Source organism: Salinisphaera sp. SWV1, from assembly GCF_052044155.1.
In the GTDB taxonomy this organism is placed as follows: domain Bacteria; phylum Pseudomonadota; class Gammaproteobacteria; order Nevskiales; family Salinisphaeraceae; genus Salinisphaera.
Genome location: NZ_JBQDYE010000003.1, coordinates 24,959 through 44,873, shown reverse-complemented (window position 1 = coordinate 44,873; position 19,915 = coordinate 24,959). Strand labels below are relative to the sequence as shown.

Here is a 19,915-nt window from a genome sequence, read left to right as displayed (position 1 = left end):
GACGCACTCGCGGCGGGCGGCGGATTGTCATCGGCGTCGGGCGTTGCGGCCCGGCGGCTGCGAACACCGCGTCACAACAGAACGCGGACACCAACCGAAGCGGCGACGCTTCGTTCTCGGAGGAGAGCCACATGACGGTAACGACACAGGAATCATTCTCGCCGGCACGCCTGCCGGCCATGGCCTGGCTGGCGATCGCCATCGCCGCGCTCGGCGGCATTTTGTACGGCTACGACATCGGCATCATCGCCGGCGCGCTGGTGTTCATGAAGGGCGCGCTGTCGCTGTCGGGCTCGGAAATGTCATTGATCGTGGCGGCGGTGCTCGGCGGCGGTTCGCTGGCCACCCTCATCGGCGGGCCGATCGCCGACGCGATCGGGCGCAAGGCCACGCTGCTGATCTCGGGCGTGGTATTCGCGATCGGCGTGATCGTGACCGCCATGGCGGCCGGCTATGCCGGCGCGCTCGGCGGCCGGTTGATCCAGGGCATCGGCGTGGGTCTGGTAACCATCGTGGTGCCGCTGTATCTGGTCGAGGTCATGCCGCCGGCGGTGCGCGGGCGCAGCGTGACGCTGTTCCAGCTGTTTCTGACCTTCGGCATTCTGGCCGGTTATCTGGTCGGTTATTTCTTCAATGCCAGTGGCGACTGGCGGGCCATGTTCATCACCGCGCTGGCGCCGGCCGTGGCCTTCGTGTTGCTCGGCCTCGCGCTGCCGAAATCGCCGCGCTGGCTGATCAAGAAAGGCCGGCCGAGCGAAGCGCGCGCCGCGCTCGCCCGCACGCACAGTGCCGACGAGACCGAATCCACATTCAACGAACTGGCCGCGCAGACCGATGAAGAAGGCGTGGCCGCGCGCTGGTCCCTGTTGTTGGCGCCGGGCTATCGTCGCGCTTTCTTTCTGGCCCTGGCGATCGGTCTGCTCAACCAGCTCACGGGTATCAACACCCTGCTGCAGTTCAATACCGTGATCCTCGATCAGTCGGGCCTGTCCGGCGGCGCGACCGCGGTGCTCGGCAGCGTGACGGTCGGGCTGACCAATTTCGTGGTCACCATCATCGGCCTGATGCTGATCGATCGTGTCGGCCGGCGCCCGCTGCTCATCCTGGGCACGGCCGGGGCGACCGTGGCGCTGGCGTTCATGGCGCTCATCCATTTGCTGACTACGGCCTCCGCGTTCCAGGGCTATGCCACACTGGCCGGGCTGATCGGTTTCGTCATCTTCTTTGCCATCGGCCCGGGTATCGTGGTTTGGCTGGCGATTTCCGAAGTGCTGCCGCTGGCGATCCGCGCCAAGGGCATGGCGGTGGCGCTGTTCGCCAATTCGCTGATGTCGGCGATCCTGGCCGCGGTGTTCATGGATATCGTCTCGGTGGCCGGCTATGCCGGGGCCTTCGGACTGCTCGCAATCGCGGTATTCGTCTACATGCTGGTGGCGATCTTCCCCTTGCCGGAGACCAAGGGGCGCAAACTGGAAGAGATCGAAACCCATTTCCTGGGAGAAGCGCATGGCTGATCGCGAGCTGCGCGTGTTCATCGGCGTCGACGGTGGCGCGAGCAAGACGCGGGTCGTCGCGCTCGACGCCGCGGGGCAGGTACTGGGCACCGCCAACGGCGCCGCTGCCACCCTCAACGGGCGCGCCGATACGAGCTGGGCGACCATTGTCGAGACGATCCGCGCCATCGATGCGCTGGCCGGCCTCGATCTGCTTGCGGCGAGCGTGGTCGTCGGCATCGCCGGCACCGAGATCGCGCCGGCGTATCGCGCCTTCGTGGCCGCAGCACCCGCCTGCGGCGCACTCGAGGTGGTCTCGGATGCGCATATCGCCTGTGCCGGCGCGCACGACGGTGGCAACGGCGCGATCGTGTCGGTCGGTACCGGGGTGGTCGGTTTCTGTCGCGACGGCGAGGCCACGGCGCGCGCCGGGGGCTGGGGATTTCCGCACGACGATCGTGGTTCCGGCGCCTGGCTTGGCATGGAGGCGGTCGGCCATGCGCTGGCCGCCGCCGACAAGCGTCGCCCACGCGACGCGTTGGCCGATCGGCTGCTGGCCGATTTTGACCACGATCCCGGCGCGCTCGCCGGCTGGGCATGTAGCGCGCAGGCAGGCGATTTCGCCGGCTACGCACGCGCCGTGGTGGAGCTGGCGGACCGGGGCGAGGCCAGCGCGGAGGCATTGCTCGAGGCGGCCGGGCGGCATGTGTCGGCGGTGGCGCGCGCGCTCATCGGTGAGCGTCGCGATCTCCTGCTGGCACTCACCGGCGGCCTGGCCGCGATCATCGCGCCGCGGCTCGATGCCGATCTGCAGGCGCGATCCACGCGGCCCGTTCACGACGGCGCGCACGGGGCCGCGCTGATGGCCCGTCATGCTTTCACCCCTTCACCGGAGACCGGTTCATGAGCTCGACCACTCTCATGCGGCGCGAGATGCGCGAAACCCCCGAGCGTCTGGCCGATCAATGGGCCGCCAATCGCGACGCGATCATGGCGATCGCCGCCGATCTGGCCGCGCGCCCGAATGCGCCCTGGTGGGTCACGGCCCGCGGCAGTTCTTCGCACGCCGGGGCGTTCTTCGCCGCGGCCGCCGGGCTGGGTGCCGGCCGCGTGGTCGGCGAGATCACGCCCAGCCTGTTCACCGTCTACGGCCGGAAACCCATGCTGGCCGGCGCGGTGGTAATGGCGATCTCGCAGTCCGGCGCGGGCTCGGACATCAACGCCGTGATGGATGCCGCCAACACGACCGGCGCGCTCACGCTCGCGCTGACCAACGACCCGGAATCCCGGCTTGCCGCCACGGCGGCCCATACCCTCGATCTGGCCATGGGGCCCGAGAAGGCCGTGGCCGCGACCAAGACCTATCTCGGCACACTGGCCGCCGCCGCGCGGCTGGTGGCCACGGTCGCCGACGATCAGGAACTGGAGGCCGCGCTCGAGCGCCTGCCGGCCACACTCGCCCACCGGCGCGACAAGCAGGCCCCGCTGGATGCATCGGCGCTCGCCGCCTTCGATTCGGCCGGCTTCGTGCTCGGGCGCGGGGTGAGCCTCGGCATCGCGCGCGAGGTCGCGCTCAAGTTCAAGGAAGTGTGCGTGACGCCGGCCGAGGCGTTTTCGGCCGCCGAGTTCATTCACGGCCCGCTGACGCTGGTCGGGCGCAGCACGCCGGTGCTCATCATCTGCCTGGACGACGCCACGCGACCCGGGCTGATCGACACCGCGCATCGGCTGGCCGAGCTGGCGGCCAACGTCACGCTGGTCGGCCCGGATCTGGATGGCGTGCCCGCGGCCGAGCATCTGTCGGTCGTGAGCCGTCCGGCCACCGGTAATGTGTATACCGATGCCATCGCGATGGCGTTCGACTGCTACGGCGCGTTGGAGGCCCGGGCGGTGGCGCTCGGTTACGACCCCGATCAGCCGCCCAATGTCCGCAAGGTCACGAGTACGTATTGATGCGTTCATCCGATAACGAGGATCAGCGCGTGTGGCAGTTGCGCGGGGCTCGGGTCCATGGCGGGGCAACGGAGCCGCAGGCGATCACCATCGCCGGCACGCGCATCTCTGCGCCTGACTCGGACGCGCCCGCGATCGATCTGCCGGCCGACTGGCATGTCGTGCCCGGCTTTATCGACGCCCATATCCACGGCGCGATGGGTGCCGATGTGATGGACGGCGATGCCGACGGGCTGGCCCGTATCGCGGACTATCTGCCGGCCGAGGGCACGACCGCGTTTCTGGCCACCACCATGACCGGGCCGGCGGCCGCGATCGAAGCCGCACTTGGCGTGACGGCGCATTTCGAAGCAGCGCCCGGCGCCGCCGAGATGCTCGGCGTGCATCTGGAAGGCCCGTTCGTGGATCGCAACAAGGCCGGTGCCCAGCCGGTCGATCACATTATCGCCCCGGATATCAGCCTGTTCGATCGTTGGCAGGCGGCCGCGGGCGGGTGTATCCGCGTGGTCACGCTGGCGCCGGAACAACCTGGCGGCGAAGCGCTCGTCGCGCATCTGGGCCGCCACGGCGTGCGCGCCTCGATCGGCCATTCCAGTTGCAGCGCGGCGCAGGCCGAGGCCGCGATCGCGGCCGGGGCGAACCGCGGCACGCATTTGTTCAATGCGATGAACGGGTTGCACCACCGCGAACCGGGTGCGGCGTGCGCACTGCTGACGGATCCGGCCGCGCGCAGCGAGATCATCGCCGACGGGCTGCATGTGACGCCGGCCATGGTGAAGCTCGCCTATCGCGCCGCCGGCCGCGACCGGCTCATGGCGATCACCGATGCCATGCGCGCCAAGGGCCTCGGCGACGGCGAATATGAGCTGGGCGGGCAGGCAGTGACGGTCGCCAATGGCCAGGCGCGGCTCGCGAATGGAACACTGGCCGGCAGCGTGCTCACCTTTGATGCCGCGTTCCGCAATCTGCTCGATTTCACCGGTTGCGAGCTGGCCGACGCCATCGCGATGAGCAGTACGAACGCCGCCCACGATCTGGATGTTGCCGATCGCAAGGGATCACTGGCCGAAGGCTTCGATGCCGATCTGGTGGTGCTGGATGCCGAGCTTCGTGTCCGGCTGACCGTATGCCGGGGTCAGGTGGCGCATGATCCGGAGCGGCGCATCATCGGATAGCCGCAGGGCGGCTTTCGGCTGCCGGAATCTTGGACGATCAGGCATGGATGAGATCGAATCGAGCGGCCATCAATCGCGTGATGGCTGCATACTGAAGTGATCGCTGTGCCATTTCTCTCAAGAGGTTCGCAATGCGTTACAACAAACTGGGCAACACCGGCCTGTTCGTCTCCGAGCTTTGTCTCGGCACCATGACCTTCGGCGGCCAGGGCGAGCTGTGGAGCCAGATCGGCGATCTGCAGCAGTCGGATGCCGAAAAACTGGTCGGCCGGGCGCTGGATGCCGGCATCAACTTCATCGATACCGCCGATGTTTATTCCGAGGGCCAGTCGGAGATCATCACCGGCCAGGCGCTGAAGAATCTCGGCGTGCAGCGTGACGAGGTGGTGGTCGCCACCAAGGTGTTCGGCCCGACCCAGAGCAGCGGGCGGGCCGCCAGCCGGGCCAATACGCAGGGGGCATCGCGCTATCACATCATGGAAGGCGTCAAGGCCAGCCTGAAGCGGCTGCAGCTCGATCATATCGATCTGTATCAGATCCATGGTTTCGATCCGGCCACGCCGATCGAGGAAACCGTGCGCGCGCTGCATACGCTGGTCGAGCAAGGCCATGTGCGCTATGTCGGCGTATCCAACTGGGCCGCCTGGCAGATCGTCAAGGCACTCGGCATCGCCGAACGCCAGGGCTGGAACCGCTTCGAATCGCTGCAGGCGTACTACACGCTGGCCGGGCGCGATCTGGAGCGCGAGCTGGCGCCGATGCTGGAAAGCGAGAATCTGGGGCTGATGGTGTGGAGCCCGCTGGCCGGCGGTCTGCTCAGCGGCAAGTACGATCGCGAGTCCGACGGCGAAGCCGGCAGCCGCCGCACGACCTTCGATTTTCCGCCGGTCGATCGCGAGCGCGGCTTCGATTGCATCGATGTCATGCGCGACATCGCCGACGCCAAGGGTGTCTCGGTGGCCCGCATCGCGCTGGCCTGGTTGCTGCATCAGCCGGTGGTGAGCAGCGTGATCATCGGCGCCAAGCGGCCCGACCAGCTCGACGACAATATCGGCGCCACGGAAGTCGAGTTGTCCGATGCCGAACTCGCGCGCCTGGACGAAGTCAGTGCGCTGCCGGCCGAATATCCGGGCTGGATGCTCGAGCGTCAGGGCACGATACGCCGCCAGCAACGGGCCGAGTCGAACAACCGCTGATCGACTCGCCCGGAGCCGCGCCTTGTTCGTGGTCTGCGGCCCGGCTAATGTTGGCTAAAGTCCGCTGGACGTCGACTATGGCTTTCATTCCGGAACTCATCACACTTGGCACCGTCCTGCTCCTGGGCTGCATCAGCCCGGGGCCGGATTTCGTGGCGGTCACGTCGCATTCTCTGGCCGATCGGCGTTCCGGGCTGCGCATCGCCTGCGGGATCGCGGCGGCGATTACGTTATGGGCCGCGTTGAGCGTGGCCGGGCTGGCCTTTGTGTTGTCGCGCGTTGCCGTGCTGTACGAGGGCGTGCGGCTGGCCGGTGCGGCATTCCTGGTGTATCTGGGTATCCGCATCCTGGTTTCGACCTGGCGCGGTGGGCCGGCAGCGACGGCGCCGATGCGTGTCGCCACCAAGTACGGGTCGTTCAAGCGCGGTTTTCTGATCGGTATTACCAATCCGAAGTCGGCGGTTTTCTTCAGTAGTTTGTTCGCCACCATTCTGCCGGCTCACGCACCGGACTGGGTGTACGGCGCCACCATCGCGCTGGCGGCCGGCACGGCCTTCGGTTGGTTCATCGTGCTTGCATTGGCATTTTCTATGGGGCGTATACAGCGGCTCTACGTCAAGGCCCGGCGCGGCATCGATACGGTCATGGGCGCGTTGCTCACGGCGCTGGGTCTGCGGTTGGCGCTGGTGCGCTAGCGAGACCTCCTCGTGCGGGGCCGCGCCAAGCGCTGTTTTGCGTAGAGCGACCACGCCACGTTCGCCGCGCCCCCGGCCCGGCCTGGCCTATCAGGCCATCACCTGTGCTACTTTGCAGCGGCTCCGGGACAGGTCCATGGTGCGATGCATCGGGATCTATGCGTCATGGTCTGAGCCGCCGGGGTTCGCGCCGGCTCCGGCTACAAGGCGCGGCCTGTCGGCGAGCGCACGAGCGGCGCGATAAGCGATGGTGTCCGTGTTCTCGCCTGGGCGGCGCCCGGATTCGGCGCCGTCTGCTGGCGTCGCGCTGATGCGGCGATCCGGCCCGGTCAGGCGCCCTGGGTCGTGTCGGCACCGGCGATCACATCCCGCTCCACCAGGTCGGTCAGTGTCGCGTCGTCCAGTGCCAGGCGTTCGCGCAGGATCGTGAAGGTGTCCTGGCCGAGGATCGGCGGCGCACGGTCGGCGTTGAGTCGCTGATCATCGAACCGGATCGGATTACCGACCAGCGACACGTCGCGACCGCTGGCATGGCGCCGCTGGATCTGCATCTCCCGGGCTTGAGTCTGCGGGTCGTCAAAGACCTGCGCGAGCGTGTTGATCGGCCCTGACGGCACGCCCGCGGTTTCCAGTCGCTTCAGCCATTCGCCGCGTGGCGCGGTGCGCAAGTGCCCGGACAGAATCGGCACGAGTGTATCGCGACAGGCCACGCGCTCGGCGTTGGTTGCAAAGCGCGGGTCTTCTGCCAGTTCCTCCGCGCCGAGCACAGCGCACAGGCGCGCGAACTGATCATCGTTGCCCACCGCAATCACCATCGGTTCGTCGGCGGTGGGAAAGACCTGGTACGGCACGATGCTGGGGTGGGCATTGCCGAGCCGCGGCGGGTTTGCCCCCGTGGTGAGATAGGCCAGCGCCTGATTGGCCATGACGCCGATCTGGACATCAAACAGCGCCATATCGATATGCGTGCCCGTGCCCGTCGTGCGTCGCTGGTGCAGGGCCGCGAGAATGGCGTTGGCACTGTACAGGCCGGTGAAGACGTCGGCGAAGGCCACGCCGGCCTTCATGGGCTCGCCATCGGGTTCGCCGGTCACACTCATCAGCCCGCCCATCGCCTGGATCAGGAAGTCGTAGCCGGCACGCGATGCGTACGGTCCGGTCTGGCCGAAGCCGGAAACCGAGCAGTAGATCAACGACGGATTGATCTCGCGCAATGATTGATAATCGAGCCCATATCCGGCCAGCCTGCCGACCTTGAAATTCTCGACCAGTACGTCGCTATCGGCGGCCAGCCGGCGCACCAGATCCCGGCCTTCGGGCCGCGAGAAATCCACGCAGACGGAATGCTTGCCCCGGTTGGCCGACAGGAAATAAGACGATTCATCGGTGCCGTACAGCCAGGGTGGCGCCCAGTGGCGGGTGTCGTCGCCGCGGCCCGGGCGTTCGATCTTGACCACGTCGGCGCCCATGTCGGCCAGTTGCTGCGTGCACCAGGGCCCGGCCAGCACGCGCGATAGATCGAGCACGCGAATCCCTGCGAGCGGGCGGTGGGATGATTGATCGGTCATGGTTTAGTGGACTGCCTGGATGTCGGTCTGGGCCCGGCCGAGAATCAGCGCATGCACGTCGTGGGTGCCGTGATGAGTGTTCCGCTTTCGGGATTGTGCATAGGATGCATCATGATGCCGTACTCGATCAGGGTACCGTTTCCGCCGTGCATGCCGCGGGCGCTGCGGGCGATATCCAACGCCTTTGCGCAATCACCGCGCGGCCGGCCATACCGTCGGGGTTGGAGCCGGCCTCGGGCTCGGCCAACCCGAAACCACCGACGAACTCGCCGCGGGCGCGCCTGGGCAGAGAGCGCTGTTTCCGCGCTTCGCTGCCAAAGACCCTGATCGGAGACAGCGCCAACAATGCCCTCATGCACGCTATAGCGCGGCGCTTTAAGAACACGAAATCCGCGGGTGTTTGCCCGGCCCAGCGCGCGAAGGTCTCGGGTTTCGGGGGCGGCAGAAAGTGCCCTTGATCTCGATCGCGCGCAAGCGGCGAGCGGCATGGGCGAGTTCGTTTTCCTGTGTCGGTTCGTTTGGATAAACGGCGCCGCGCCGAGGGTTATAGGTCCGGCCGCCGATGCCGCGGCGGATACGGTCGCATCGCGTTGCGATCGGGGATCGAGATGAGAACGGCGGATCGGCGAACGGGCATCGGATATTAGCCGTTCGGATCGAGGCGGCGTTTGTCCCGAAACGTTCCCAGCCGCGTGAAACCCGTCCGGCACGCTGTTCGCGCCTTGACCGCGGGCCCCGCCACGCCAAGCGGCGCCTGTCGCTGGCACGTCACGACCGGCGGCGCGCGCCTTGTCTCAACGGATTTGCGGTCTCCAACGCGGCACATGTACGAAACGGCAATCGCCCCTAAAGACCGGCCGCAAGTCGCCGTTAATCCGATCGCTGTCCGACGCTTTCACCGAGGTTCTGATGCGACATTCTCTACGCGCCCGTATTCTGGCGATCTGCATCGCGATCATTGTGTTGTCGCTGGTCGTGATCGGCGCGGCCACCTGGCGCGTGATGAACGCCTACAACAACCAGAGCATTGCCGCTAATCTCAAGTCGATCGCCACCGGCCACGTCATGGCGATTGCGCAATGGAGTGCGACCGAGAAGCGGCTGGTGTCATCGATCGGCCAGCGCGCGCTCCAGCCGGACGCGGCCTCGTCGATGGCTCTGATCGAAAAAGCCAGCCAGTTCTCCATGGTGTACGCGGGATATCCGGACGAGCGGTTCGTCTCGGGCAGCAACTGGACCCCGCCGCCGGGTTTTCAGCCCACGCAGCGGATCTGGTACGAACAGGCGGCCAAGGCCGGGCATACCGTGGCGACCAAGCCGTACATGGATGCGGCCACCCATAAACTGGCCGTGCCATTCGCCACGCCGGTAATGAAAGATGGGCAGCTGGCGGCGGTGGTGGCGGGTGATATGCCGCTCGATCGGGTGGTCGCCAACGTCAAGGCGATCAAGCCGACGCAGCATAGCTATGCCTTCCTGGTCGATGGCCACGGCACCGTGATCGCTCACCCCGATACTGCGCTCGCGTTGAAGCCCGCGACCAAGATCGATCCCAGACTGACCCCGCAGTGGCTCCATCAGGCGGCGTCCAGCGGGCAAGTGCGCCGGGTCAGTCTCGACGGTGTGAAGGAGCGGGTGCTCGCAGAGGCCATCCCGAATACGGACTGGACGCTGGTGATCGCGATGAATCAGCGCGAGGCGCTGGCTGGCTTGCACAGCGCGGGCCAGACGATGCTGATCGCGCTGCTGATCACGGCCGTGCTGGCCGCCGCCATTCTCTGGCTGGCTCTAAAGCCGAGCTTCCGGCGGCTGGCGGGTGTCCGCGACGCGCTCGACGACATCGCCTCCGGAGAGGGCGATCTGTCGCGCCGCCTGCCGGTGCGGGGCCGCGATGAGATCGCCGGTATTGCCGGCGCATTCAACGCCTTCGTCGAACGCATCAACGATGTCCTGCTGCATGTCCGCGGCACCAGCGAATCGGTGCGTACGGCCTCGGATGAAATAAGCCAGGGCAGCCAGGATCTGTCGCAGCGAACCGAAGAAACCGCCGCCCAGCTGGAACAGTCGGCCGCGGCGGTCGAGCAGCTCACGGGGACGGTGGAACATTCCGCCGCCTCGTCGCGCCAGGCCAGCGAGGTCGCCAGCGAAGCCGCCGAAACGGCACGCCAGGGCGGGCAGCGCATGCAGGCGGTCAACGGCGCGATGCAGCGCATGCAGGATTCGAGCAAGAAGATCGAGGGCATTCTGGAGATGATCGACACGATCGCCTTCCAGACCAACCTGCTTGCCCTGAATGCCTCGGTCGAGGCCGCCCGCGCCGGCGAACATGGCCGTGGATTCGCCGTGGTCGCCGAAGAAGTGCGTGGTCTGGCGAACCGCAGCACGGAAGCCGCCAGCGAGATCAAGACGCTGATCGCCGACGCCAGCCAGCAGACCGACATCGGGGTGGTCGAGGTGGAGGCCGCCGATAGCGCCATGCAGGGCATCGTGCAACGAATCGAGCAGGTCAGCACCATGCTCGTCGAGCTCACGAGCGCTGCCGCCGAGCAGGCAACCGGCATCGGGCAGGTGAGCCAGTCGGTTTCGCAGCTCGAGGGCATGACGCAGCAGAACGCCGCCCTGGTGGAACAGTCGGCGGCCGCGAGTGAGGCGCTGCACCAGCAGGCCAGGGAGCTGGCGGATACGGTCGCAGCCTTCCGCCTGCGCGAAGCCGACGCCGGGCACGCGAGGTTGGACGCCGGTGCCCTGCCGGCGCGCGGCGAGGTCTCGGGGTGGGGTGAATCCGAGGCCGCGGTGTCGTCATAGCCGGGCGGCCCTCCGGGGCCGTGACGATGCGATCGAAGTGGCCGCCAGGCGCTGCAGGCATGCGTTGCGGGCGCATCCGGCGCGGCCTGGCCGGTTGCGCGTCGGCCGGGCGCCGTCTGCCGCCATTGCGCAACCGCTCGCCTTGGCGGCGCGCGTGCTGCAGGCTGGGGGCCCAGTTCCCCGGAGAAGACCGATCATGGATATTCAGCGCAATGGTTCAAAGCCGTCGGCGGCCGGCCCTGCCGATTATTTCACCGGCCGCGTGCGTATCGACGCGCCGTTTTCCGGCCGCGAGCCGGCTCGCGTGAGCGGGGCGATCGTGACCTTCGAGCCCGGGGCGCGAACCGCCTGGCATACCCATCCGCTGGGCCAGACGCTGCTGGTCACCGGGGGCCAGGGCCGGGTCCAGCGCGACGGCGGCCGGATCGAGAAGATCCATCCGGGGGACGTGATCTGGTTCGAGCCGGACGAAAAACACTGGCATGGCGCGGCGCCGGATGTCGCCATGACCCATGTGGCGATCGCCGAGGCCGAGGACGGTCGGGTGGTTGACTGGATGGAAAAGGTCACGGACGCCCAGTACCGCGGCGAGGTGTGATCTTTTCAGTTCGCGTCCTGCGCGCCGTGGCTTGGCGGTGCCGGCTGGCTGATCATGGGCCGCCGGGCGAGACCGCGCGGCGGGCGAGCGGTCGCTGGGGCGTTATGGCGTCATCCGCCATGCGCCGGTCAGTAACGCGATCCAGCCGACGATGAGCAGTACGCCGCCGATCGGCGTGATCGCGCCCAGAATCTTCACGCCGGAGCCGGCCAGTAGATAGAGGCTGCCGGAGAAGATCAGCGTGCCCGCGATGAAGCACCAGGCCGCGATGGTGATCGCGGCGCCCGTCAGCCCGGTGCGCATCAGCAGGGCGAGCGCCAGCAGGGCGAGGGCGTGATAGAACTGGTATTGCTCGGCGGTATGCCAGACGGCCTGCATGCGCTCGGACAGATGCGAAGACAGGGCGTGCGCGCCGAACGCGCCGAGGCAGACGGCGAGCCCGCCGTAAAGCGCGGCGAAAACAAGCGTGAGCCGAATCATGAGTGGCCGTCCTCGGGCAGGTATGTGGTGCCGGAACAGAATGTCACCGCCTGGCCGCCGACATGCACGCGATCGCCGTCGACGCGACACAGCAATTCGCCGCCGCGAGCCGAGATCTGGCGTGCCGCCAGTTCCGTCCGGCCCAGGCGTTGGGCCCAGTAAGGCGCCAGCGTGCAGTGGGCCGAGCCGGTGACGGGATCTTCGTCGACGCCGTGGCCCGGCGCGAAAAAGCGCGAAACGAAATCGTGCACGCCATCGTCGGCCGCGGCGGTGGCGATGAAGCCGAGATGGGTCCGGGCCGAATGCCGGGCCAGGGCGCGCATGTCCGGGGCCAGTGCCGCGACTTCGGCGGCGGTTTCGAACACCGCCAGGTAGTTGGTGGCCGCCTGCCATTCGATCGGCCGGCCGCCGAGCGCGGTCGCGACGTCGGCGATGTCGCGCTCGACCGGGGTTGCGATGCGGGCCGGCAGATCCAGCCACAGCCGGCCGTCGCGGGCGTCGACGCCGAGTTCGCCCGCGAAGCGGGTGACGAACGTCAGCGGCGCGTCGTGGCCGGTCCGTTCGTTGAGCAGCACGTGGGCGCTGGCGAGCGTGGCATGGCCGCAGAGCTCGACTTCCACCGTGGGCGTGAACCAGCGCAGCTCGTGGCGCGCGTGCGCCCCGGGAACCACGAAAGCCGTCTCCGATAGATTGTGCTCGGCGGCCAGTGCGGCGAGTGTTGCGTCGTCCGGCCAGGCATCGAGCACGTAGACCGCCGCCGGGTTGCCGGCGAATACGCGATCAGTGAAGGCATCCACCTGATGAAAAGCCAGGGGTTGTCGTCCGATTGTCATAGAGGTGTCATGTAATGTGGCGTGTGTGGTGGCTCGGGCCACTGTATCGATTCCAGCTGCCGTGTCCGTTCCAGGAGAGTTTCGCATGACCCAACCCGCCGATGCTTCCACCGTACCCACGCCGGACGCGTTCGCCGCCCCCGAGTTGTTCATCAACCGGGAGCTGTCGTTGCTCGAATTCAACGACCGCGTGCTGGCGCAGGCGCAGGATGAGTCGGTGCCGCTGCTGGAGCGGCTGAAGTTTCTGTGTATCTCGTCCACCAATCTGGACGAGTTCTTCGAAGTCCGGGTGGCGGGTCTCAAGCAGAAGGCGGAACTGCTGGATACGCCCAGCGAGGCCGACAACCGCACGCCCAGCGAGGTGTTACGCGCGATCAGTGAACGGGCCCATACGCTGGTGGACAAGCAGTACGCCACGCTCAACGACGAGATCATTCCGGCGCTGGAAGCCGAGGGTATTCGATTCCTGCGACGGTCGGAGTGGAATGCCGACCAACGCGCCTGGCTGGCGGAATATTTCGAGGAGGAGCTGTTGCCCGTGATCAGTCCGATCGGGCTCGATCCGGCGCATCCGTTTCCGCGGATTCTCAACAAATCCCTGAATTTCATCGTGGCGCTCGACGGCACCGATGCGTTCGGCCGCAAGATCCGCCATGCCGTGGTCCAGGCGCCGCGCGCGCTGCCGCGCATCATCGCGCTGCCGCCGGAGGCTACCGGCAGCGGGACCCACGATTTCGTATTCCTGTCGTCGATCATCCACGAGCACGTCGGCGATCTGTTCCCCAGCATGCGCGCCGATGGCTGCTACCAGTTCCGCGTGACCCGTAACTCCGATCTGTATGTGGATGAGGAAGAGGTCGACGATCTGCTGCGCGCGGTGGAGGGCGAGTTGCCGGGGCGGCGCTACGGCGACTGCGTGCGCCTGGAAGTGGCGCACAACTGCCCGCAGGAACTGTCGGATTATCTGCTCGCACGGTTCCTGCTCACGCGCGAGGATTTGTATCAGGTCAATGGCCCGGTCAACGTCAATCGCCTGCTGTCGTTGCAGGGCACGGTCGACCGGCCCGACCTGAAGTATCCCGCCTTCACGCCGCGGCTGCCCAACGCGCTCGCGCCGTCGGGCGATCTGTTCGCCGAGATCCGGGCGGGCGATGTGCTGCTGCACCACCCGTTCGACTCCTTCCTGCCGGTGATCGATTTCGTGCGCCGGGCCGGCTCCGACCCCAAGGTGCTGGCGATCAAGCAGACGCTGTATCGCACCGGGCCGGACTCGGCGGTGGTGGATGCGCTGGTCGAGGCCGCGCGGGCGGGCAAGGAAGTCACCGTCGTGGTTGAGCTCAGGGCCCGCTTCGACGAGGCCGACAATATCGAGCTCGCCAACCGGCTGCAGGCGGCCGGCGCGCATGTCGTGTATGGCGTGGTCGGTTACAAGACCCACGCCAAGATGACGCTGATCGTGCGCCGGGAGCCCGATGGCCTGCACAACTACGTGCACGTGGGCACCGGCAACTACCATCCCAAGACCGCGCGGTTGTACACCGACTACGGTCTGATGTCCTGCGATCATGCGCTCGGTAACGACGTACACGAGATCTTTCTGCAGCTCACCAGCCTGGGCAAGGTCAGCGGGCTGGAGCGGCTCGTCGACGCGCCCTTCCGCATGCACGATGCCATCGTCGCCAAGATCGGTCGCGAAGCCGAGGCCGCGGCGGCCGGCCGGCCCGCCTGGATCGTGGCCAAGATGAATTCGCTGGTCGAGCCGGCGGTGATCCGGGCGCTGTATGCGGCATCGGTGGCCGGCGTGCAGATCGATCTGATCGTGCGCGGCATCTGCTGCCTGCGTCCGGGCGTCGAGGGGGTGTCGGACAACATCCGCGTGCGCTCGATCGTGGGGCGGTTCCTGGAGCACACGCGTGTGTTCCATTTCGCCGGCGACGGCGATCCCGAGTTGTACATGTCCAGCGCCGACTGGATGGATCGCAATTTCTTTCGTCGGGTCGAGATCTGCTTTCCCGTGACCTCGCGCCCGTTATATGATCGTGTCGTGCGCGAGTTGGGGCTTTACCTCGCCGATAACAGCGGTGCTTGGCAGCTGGGCGAGAACGGACGCTATACACCGGTGCGGCCAGCGGCCGACGAGCCCGTGGTGTCCGTGCAGAAGCGTCTCATGGAGGGACCGGGGTAGCGGACCATCGCCCGGCAGGTCATGAACCCTTGTCGTCGGCCGTGGTCCCAGGCAATAGACTGTGGTACGGCGCAACCGGCCACCCGATCCAGCGAACCGCACGGCGGTTCGCGCCTTACAAGGGAATGACCCACATGAAACGATGGATGACCGTACTGGCCAGCCTGATGCTCATTATCGTCGGTGGTCTGACGACCAGCAGCGCGGCGATCGCCAGCAGCAAGCAGGCCCAGAAGATGGACGACGCGACCAGCGTGCTCCAGCAGTTCGTCAACATCCCGGAGAACAAGATCCCGTCGGCGCTGCTGCGTCAGGCCTACGGCATCGCCGTGATCCCGAGTGTGCTCAAGATCGGCTTCATCGGCGCCGGTGAACACGGCGATGGCGTGCTTTCGGTGCGCACCGCGGACGGCAAGTGGTCCGATCCGACCTTCATCAGCCTGTCCGGCGGCTCGGTCGGTTTTCAGGCCGGCGTGTCCTCGACCGACATCATCCTGGTGTTCAAGACGCAGCGCAGCATCAGCCGGCTCGCCGATGGCCAGTTCAGCCTCGGCGCGGATGCCTCGGTGGCCGCCGGCCCGGTCGGTCGCAAGGTAGGCGCAGCCACCAACGGCGATTTCAACGCCGAAGTGTATTCCTACTCGCGTTCGCGCGGCCTGTTCGGCGGCGTATCGCTCAGCGGCGCACACATCGGCATCAAGAAGGACTGGAACTGGTTGTACTACAACCAGAGCGGCATCTCCGCCCGCACGCTGCTCACGCGCGATAGCGGCAATCTTCCGAAGTCCGGTCGGCGCTTCGTTTATACGCTCAACCAGTACATGCCGCCGTCGAACGACCACTTTCACTACGACGCCCATGTCGGCGGCGCCAACAACAGCAACAACCAGGGCGGCGGCGATACCGGCGATAATGGCGCGGCAAGCAACCATGCGGCCGGCGCCCAGTCGAATCAGGGCACGCAGGGCTACGGCCAGACCCAACCGTACAATGGCGGCTCGAACAGCGGCGTCACCGTGCAGCAGAATGGCAGCGGCGGTAACAATGCCGACGGCACATCGGATTACAGCAGCGGCACCTACGGTGGCTCCGGCAATAACGGTAGTGCGGCCAACAACAACGGCCAGCAGACTGGCGGTGCGGGCAGCCAGGGCTATTGAGGTTTCTGCTTAAACGCCCGTTTCGCGATATCGCGATCATCGTCGTCGTCGTCGCGCTGGCGCCGGCGGCGGTGCTGCTGGTGTTCCGGGTGATCCATCCGCCTGCGAGTGCCTTCATGACGCGCAAGGCGGCCGGGCTTCACGACCGCCACCCCGGCCGGACGATCAGGCACCAGTGGGTCGGTCTCGATCGGATCGCGGCCTGCATGCCGCTGGCCGCGGTGGCCGGCGAGGACCAGACCTTTCCCACGAATCACGGGTTCGTCTGGTCGTCGATTGCGCGTGCCCTCAAGCACAACGCCAACGGCGGTGTGGTGCGCGGCGCCAGCACGATCACCCAGCAGACGGCCAAGAATCTGTTCCTGTGGCCGGCCAAGAGCTATATCCGCAAGGCCATCGAAGCCTATATCACCGTCTGGATGGATCTGCTCTGGTCCAAGCGTCGCGTGCTGGCCGTCTATCTGAACATCGCCCAGTTCAGCGATACGGCCTTCGGCGTGCAGGCGGCCGCCCAACAACTGTTTCACATCCCGGCAGCAAAGCTGTCGCATGGTGAATGCGCGGCGTTGGCGGCCGTGCTCCCGGCGCCGGACAAGTACGATGCGGCCCACCCCGGGCGCTACCTGACCCGGCGAAAGGCATGGATTCTGCGTCAGATGCGGCATTTGGGGCCGCATTATCTGGACTCGGCCCTGCAGCGCAATTAAGTGTAAAATGCACCATATTGTCGGGTCGCACTGCGCGATGACACCGTGGTGCGGGCCGCCGTAACCGGCGGGCCCCGTTTTCGTTTCAATACCGGCCGGCACCGACCGGCCCAGTGCTCATGCTGACAACGAGTGAGTTCAAACCGGCGTTCTGGCTGCGCAATCCCCACGCGCAGACGCTGTTCGCCTCGCAGATTCGGGCCCGGCCGCCGGTGACGGTGGTGCCCGAACGACTCGAGCTGGAGGACGGCGACTTCATCGATCTGTCCTGGCTGCCCGAGACCGATCTGGCCGCGGATGCGCCGCTGGTCGTGGTGTTGCACGGGCTGAATGGGTCGATCGAATCCAAATATGCCCGTGGCCTGCTGCGCCAGGTAGCGGCGCACGGCGCGCGGGGTGTGCTCATGCATTTTCGCGGCGCGGCGCAGCCCAACCGGTTGTCGCGTTCCTATCATTCGGGCGAAACCGGGGATCTGACCACCGTACTGGCGCGGCTGCGCGAACGCTACCCGCGTGCCCCGTTGGGCGCGGCGGGGTATTCCCTCGGTGGCAACGTATTACTGAAGTATCTGGGCGAGCAGGGAGGCGATGCGCCGTTGTCGTGCGCGGTCGCGGTATCGGTGCCCTACGATCTCGAAATCTGTGCCCACGCGGTACAGCACGGGTTCTCCCGACTGTATCAGGCGCATCTGATCAACGGCATGCGCGAAATCGTGGAAGCCAAGGTACGGGCCGGCATCATCGATCGGCCGTTGCCGCATCTGCGCGAGCTGCGCGATTTTCCGAGTTTCGATAACGCCATCACCGCGCCGTTGAACGGCTTCGCCGACGCGCAGGATTACTATGCGCGTGCCAGTAGCCGGGGGTTTCTCAAACGCATTCGCACGCCGACCCTGGTGCTGCATGCGCGCGACGACCCTTTCATGACGCCCGACGTCGTACCGCGGGCCGACGAGCTGTCCGACGCGATCCGGCTCGAACTCTCGGCACACGGCGGGCATGTCGGCTTTGTCTCGGGTGGCCGTCTCGGCGCGCCGGTCTACTGGCTCGAGGAACGGATTCCGAGCTATTTTCGCGGCCGCTTGCCCGGCTTCGAGCCGGTCGCCGAGGATAGCCCGGTCGGCGAAACCGGGTGACAGGGGCGGCGCGGGGCGAGCCTGTCTTCATCCGGCTCGAGACCACGCCCGTCGCCGGTTATGCGCCGGGGCGCGCCATGCCGGCCGCGCGCCCGGCACAGCAGTCCGTCAACTCACCGCGCCGCAAGGCGACCGCGTGAAGCGGCGGCACCGGGCCTAAATCGCGTCGCTGTCGGTTTCGCCGGTACGGATGCGCACGACCTGATCGAGATCGTGCACGAAGATCTTGCCGTCGCCGATCTGGCCGGTCTTGGCCGCACCGATGATGGCATCGACCACCGCGTCGAGCCGGTCTTCGTCGACTGCGACCTCGAGCTTGACCTTGGGCAGGAAGTCGACCGCATATTCCGCGCCGCGATACAACTCGGTATGGCCTTTCTGCCGGCCGAAGCCGCGCACTTCGCTCATCGTCGTACCGTGAACGCCGACTTCGGCGAGCGCCTCACGGACGTCGTCCATGCGAAACGGCTTGATGACCGCGGTGACCATTTTCATCTCGTGTTCTCCTCAATGTCTTGTGAGCGAGTCTACATGCCGCTGCTCTGCAGATCATAGCCGCGTTCTTCATGTTCGATGATATCCAGGCCGATATCCTCCTCGTCGTGCCCGATACGCAGGCCAACCATTCTGTCGACCAGCTTGAGCAGCCCCCAGGTCAGTGCGGCGGTGTAAATCAATACCGTCACCACGCCGAGCAACTGCACGCCGAACTGGGCGGCGATGCCCGGCATGCCGTCGGCCAGCCCGTAGCCGGACAACGGCCCGAGGCCGGTCGCGGCGAACACGCCGGCCGCGAGTGTGCCGAGCATGCCGCCAACGCCGTGGACCGGAAACACGTCCAGCGAATCATCGATATGCAGCACGCGTTCGACGAACATCGTGGCGGCGAAGCAGACGATGCCGCCGGCCAGGCCGATCAGGATCGCCGCGGCCGGGCCGACGTAACCGGCGGCCGGGGTGATCGTGCCGAGCCCGGCCACCATGCCGGTGACGATGCCGAGTACGCTCGGCTTGCCGAAACGAATCCATTCCGCGGAAATCCACGCGATGCAGCCGGCGGCGGCCGCCAGGTGAGTGGCCAGCATGGCGCTGACCGCCTGGCCATCCACTGCAAGCGCGCTGCCGCCGTTGAAGCCGAACCAGCCGACCCACAGCATGCCGGCGCCGGAGACGGTCATGGTGAGGTTGTGCGGCGCCATGGGGCGCTTCTGGAAACCATTGCGCGGGCCGAGTACGAGCGCGGCCATGAGCGCGGCCACGCCGGCCGTGATATGCACCACGGTACCGCCGGCGAAATCGAGCATGCCGAGCCGGCCGAGCCAGCCCCCGCCCCAGATCCAGTGCACCACCGGGACATAGACCAGCAGCAACCACAGACCCGAAAACCAGAGCAGCGCCGAAAACCGCAGCCGTTCCGCGAAACCGCCGATGATGAGCGCCGGGGTGATCACCGCGAACGTCATCTGATAGAGCACGAACAGCAGGCTCGGAATCGTGCCGGTCACGTCGTTCGGTGTGATGCCGGCCAGGCCGATCCGGTCCAGGTTGCCGATGAACAGGCCATGGCCCGAAAACGCCAGGCTATAGCCGACAAAGAACCAGAGCAGGGACGCCAGGGCACAGATCGCGAAGCACTGCATGAGCACGGACAGCACGTTGCGCACCCGCACCAGCCCACCATAGAACAGCGCCAGCCCGGGCAGCGTCATGAACAGCACCAGCGCCGTGGCCATCATCATCCAGGCGGTGTCGGCCTTGTCGAACGTGGCGGACGCAGGCGCCGCCCAGACGGCAGGGCTGGCGATCAGCCCGGCGCACAATAAAAGGGCCGAGGCACGGCGACGTATCGAAATGGCGCTCATCTTCGGTGCGATTGCAGGCGGTGCACCGGAGTATAGCCGTGCCCGGCCGCCGTCCTCCAATCGTCGGCA

17 protein-coding genes and 1 pseudogene are annotated in these 19,915 nt (G+C 66.7%); 12 read left to right on the top strand and 6 right to left on the bottom strand.

Features of this window, described 5'->3' with window-relative positions:
• Positions 1 to 23 precede the first annotated feature (23 nt).
• The 6 genes from ACS8YF_RS02245 (at position 24) to ACS8YF_RS02220 (ending at position 6,512) form a co-directional block, all read left to right on the top strand.
• Positions 24 to 1,514, top strand: a complete 1,491-nt coding sequence (locus ACS8YF_RS02245; protein WP_440848694.1) for a sugar porter family MFS transporter — start codon at positions 24 to 26, stop codon at positions 1,512 to 1,514.
• Positions 1,507 to 2,400, top strand: coding sequence for a BadF/BadG/BcrA/BcrD ATPase family protein (locus tag ACS8YF_RS02240; protein ID WP_440848593.1), 894 nt, complete (start codon positions 1,507 to 1,509; stop codon positions 2,398 to 2,400). Before ACS8YF_RS02245 ends, ACS8YF_RS02240 begins: the two co-directional genes overlap by 8 nt.
• Complete coding sequence (locus tag ACS8YF_RS02235) at positions 2,397 to 3,446, top strand: SIS domain-containing protein (RefSeq protein ID WP_440848592.1); 1,050 nt, start codon at positions 2,397 to 2,399, stop codon at positions 3,444 to 3,446. The genes ACS8YF_RS02240 and ACS8YF_RS02235 overlap by 4 nt, the downstream gene beginning before the upstream one ends.
• Positions 3,446 to 4,621, top strand: a complete 1,176-nt coding sequence (gene nagA / locus ACS8YF_RS02230) for an N-acetylglucosamine-6-phosphate deacetylase (RefSeq protein ID WP_440848591.1) — start codon at positions 3,446 to 3,448, stop codon at positions 4,619 to 4,621. The genes ACS8YF_RS02235 and nagA overlap by 1 nt, the downstream gene beginning before the upstream one ends.
• A 131-nt stretch (positions 4,622 to 4,752) precedes the next feature.
• Entirely contained in the window at positions 4,753 to 5,817 is a 1,065-nt protein-coding gene (locus tag ACS8YF_RS02225) for an aldo/keto reductase (RefSeq protein WP_440848590.1), read from the top strand.
• A 77-nt stretch (positions 5,818 to 5,894) separates the two neighbouring features.
• Complete coding sequence (locus ACS8YF_RS02220; RefSeq protein WP_440848589.1) at positions 5,895 to 6,512, top strand: LysE family translocator; 618 nt, start codon at positions 5,895 to 5,897, stop codon at positions 6,510 to 6,512.
• A gap of 329 nt (positions 6,513 to 6,841) precedes the next feature.
• Here ACS8YF_RS02220 and ACS8YF_RS02215 read toward each other — a convergent pair whose 3' ends face one another.
• Together ACS8YF_RS02215 and ACS8YF_RS02210 are read right to left on the bottom strand one after the other, a co-directional pair.
• Entirely contained in the window at positions 6,842 to 8,080 is a 1,239-nt protein-coding gene (locus tag ACS8YF_RS02215; protein ID WP_440848588.1) for a CaiB/BaiF CoA transferase family protein, read from the bottom strand.
• Between the two features lie 3 nt (positions 8,081 to 8,083).
• Positions 8,084 to 8,280: pseudogene (locus ACS8YF_RS02210) on the bottom strand (acyl-CoA dehydrogenase); the annotation flags it as partial.
• A 709-nt stretch (positions 8,281 to 8,989) separates the two neighbouring features.
• Between ACS8YF_RS02210 and ACS8YF_RS02205 the strand changes: the two are divergent.
• Together ACS8YF_RS02205 and ACS8YF_RS02200 are read left to right on the top strand one after the other, a co-directional pair.
• Entirely contained in the window at positions 8,990 to 10,885 is a 1,896-nt protein-coding gene (locus tag ACS8YF_RS02205; RefSeq protein WP_440848587.1) for a methyl-accepting chemotaxis protein, read from the top strand.
• A gap of 196 nt (positions 10,886 to 11,081) precedes the next feature.
• Positions 11,082 to 11,483 carry a (R)-mandelonitrile lyase gene (locus ACS8YF_RS02200; protein ID WP_440848586.1) on the top strand — a complete coding sequence of 134 codons (402 nt, stop codon included), beginning with the start codon at positions 11,082 to 11,084 and terminating at the stop codon, positions 11,481 to 11,483.
• Positions 11,484 to 11,585: 102 nt separating this feature from the next.
• Here ACS8YF_RS02200 and ACS8YF_RS02195 read toward each other — a convergent pair whose 3' ends face one another.
• Together ACS8YF_RS02195 and ACS8YF_RS02190 are read right to left on the bottom strand one after the other, a co-directional pair.
• The gene (locus ACS8YF_RS02195; RefSeq protein ID WP_440848585.1) at positions 11,586 to 11,963 is read right to left on the bottom strand and encodes a DUF423 domain-containing protein; all 378 of its coding nucleotides are present in this window, start codon (positions 11,961 to 11,963) and stop codon (positions 11,586 to 11,588) included.
• Positions 11,960 to 12,796 carry a PhzF family phenazine biosynthesis protein gene (locus ACS8YF_RS02190; protein ID WP_440848584.1) on the bottom strand — a complete coding sequence of 279 codons (837 nt, stop codon included), beginning with the start codon at positions 12,794 to 12,796 and terminating at the stop codon, positions 11,960 to 11,962. The genes ACS8YF_RS02195 and ACS8YF_RS02190 overlap by 4 nt, the downstream gene beginning before the upstream one ends.
• 85 nt (positions 12,797 to 12,881) lie before the next feature.
• Between ACS8YF_RS02190 and ppk1 the strand changes: the two genes are divergently transcribed.
• The 4 genes from ppk1 to ACS8YF_RS02170 all read left to right on the top strand — a co-directional run bounded on the left by ppk1 (position 12,882) and on the right by ACS8YF_RS02170 (position 17,984).
• Positions 12,882 to 14,981 carry a polyphosphate kinase 1 gene (ppk1, locus tag ACS8YF_RS02185; protein WP_440848583.1) on the top strand — a complete coding sequence of 700 codons (2,100 nt, stop codon included), beginning with the start codon at positions 12,882 to 12,884 and terminating at the stop codon, positions 14,979 to 14,981.
• A 134-nt stretch (positions 14,982 to 15,115) separates the two neighbouring features.
• Complete coding sequence (locus tag ACS8YF_RS02180; RefSeq protein ID WP_440848582.1) at positions 15,116 to 16,141, top strand: lipid-binding SYLF domain-containing protein; 1,026 nt, start codon at positions 15,116 to 15,118, stop codon at positions 16,139 to 16,141.
• Entirely contained in the window at positions 16,138 to 16,848 is a 711-nt protein-coding gene (mtgA, locus tag ACS8YF_RS02175; RefSeq protein WP_440848581.1) for a monofunctional biosynthetic peptidoglycan transglycosylase, read from the top strand. Before ACS8YF_RS02180 ends, mtgA begins: the two co-directional genes overlap by 4 nt.
• Before the next feature lie 119 nt (positions 16,849 to 16,967).
• Positions 16,968 to 17,984, top strand: coding sequence for a hydrolase (locus ACS8YF_RS02170; protein WP_440848580.1), 1,017 nt, complete (start codon positions 16,968 to 16,970; stop codon positions 17,982 to 17,984).
• 156 nt (positions 17,985 to 18,140) lie between these two features.
• On the opposite strand, the gene ACS8YF_RS02165 is transcribed toward ACS8YF_RS02170, so the two are convergent.
• Positions 18,141 to 18,479 (bottom strand): P-II family nitrogen regulator, encoded by a 339-nt coding sequence (locus tag ACS8YF_RS02165; RefSeq protein WP_440848579.1) that lies wholly within the window; start codon positions 18,477 to 18,479, stop codon positions 18,141 to 18,143.
• 32 nt (positions 18,480 to 18,511) lie between these two features.
• Entirely contained in the window at positions 18,512 to 19,837 is a 1,326-nt protein-coding gene (locus ACS8YF_RS02160; RefSeq protein ID WP_440848693.1) for an ammonium transporter, read from the bottom strand.
• Between the last annotated feature and the right edge of the window lie 78 nt (positions 19,838 to 19,915).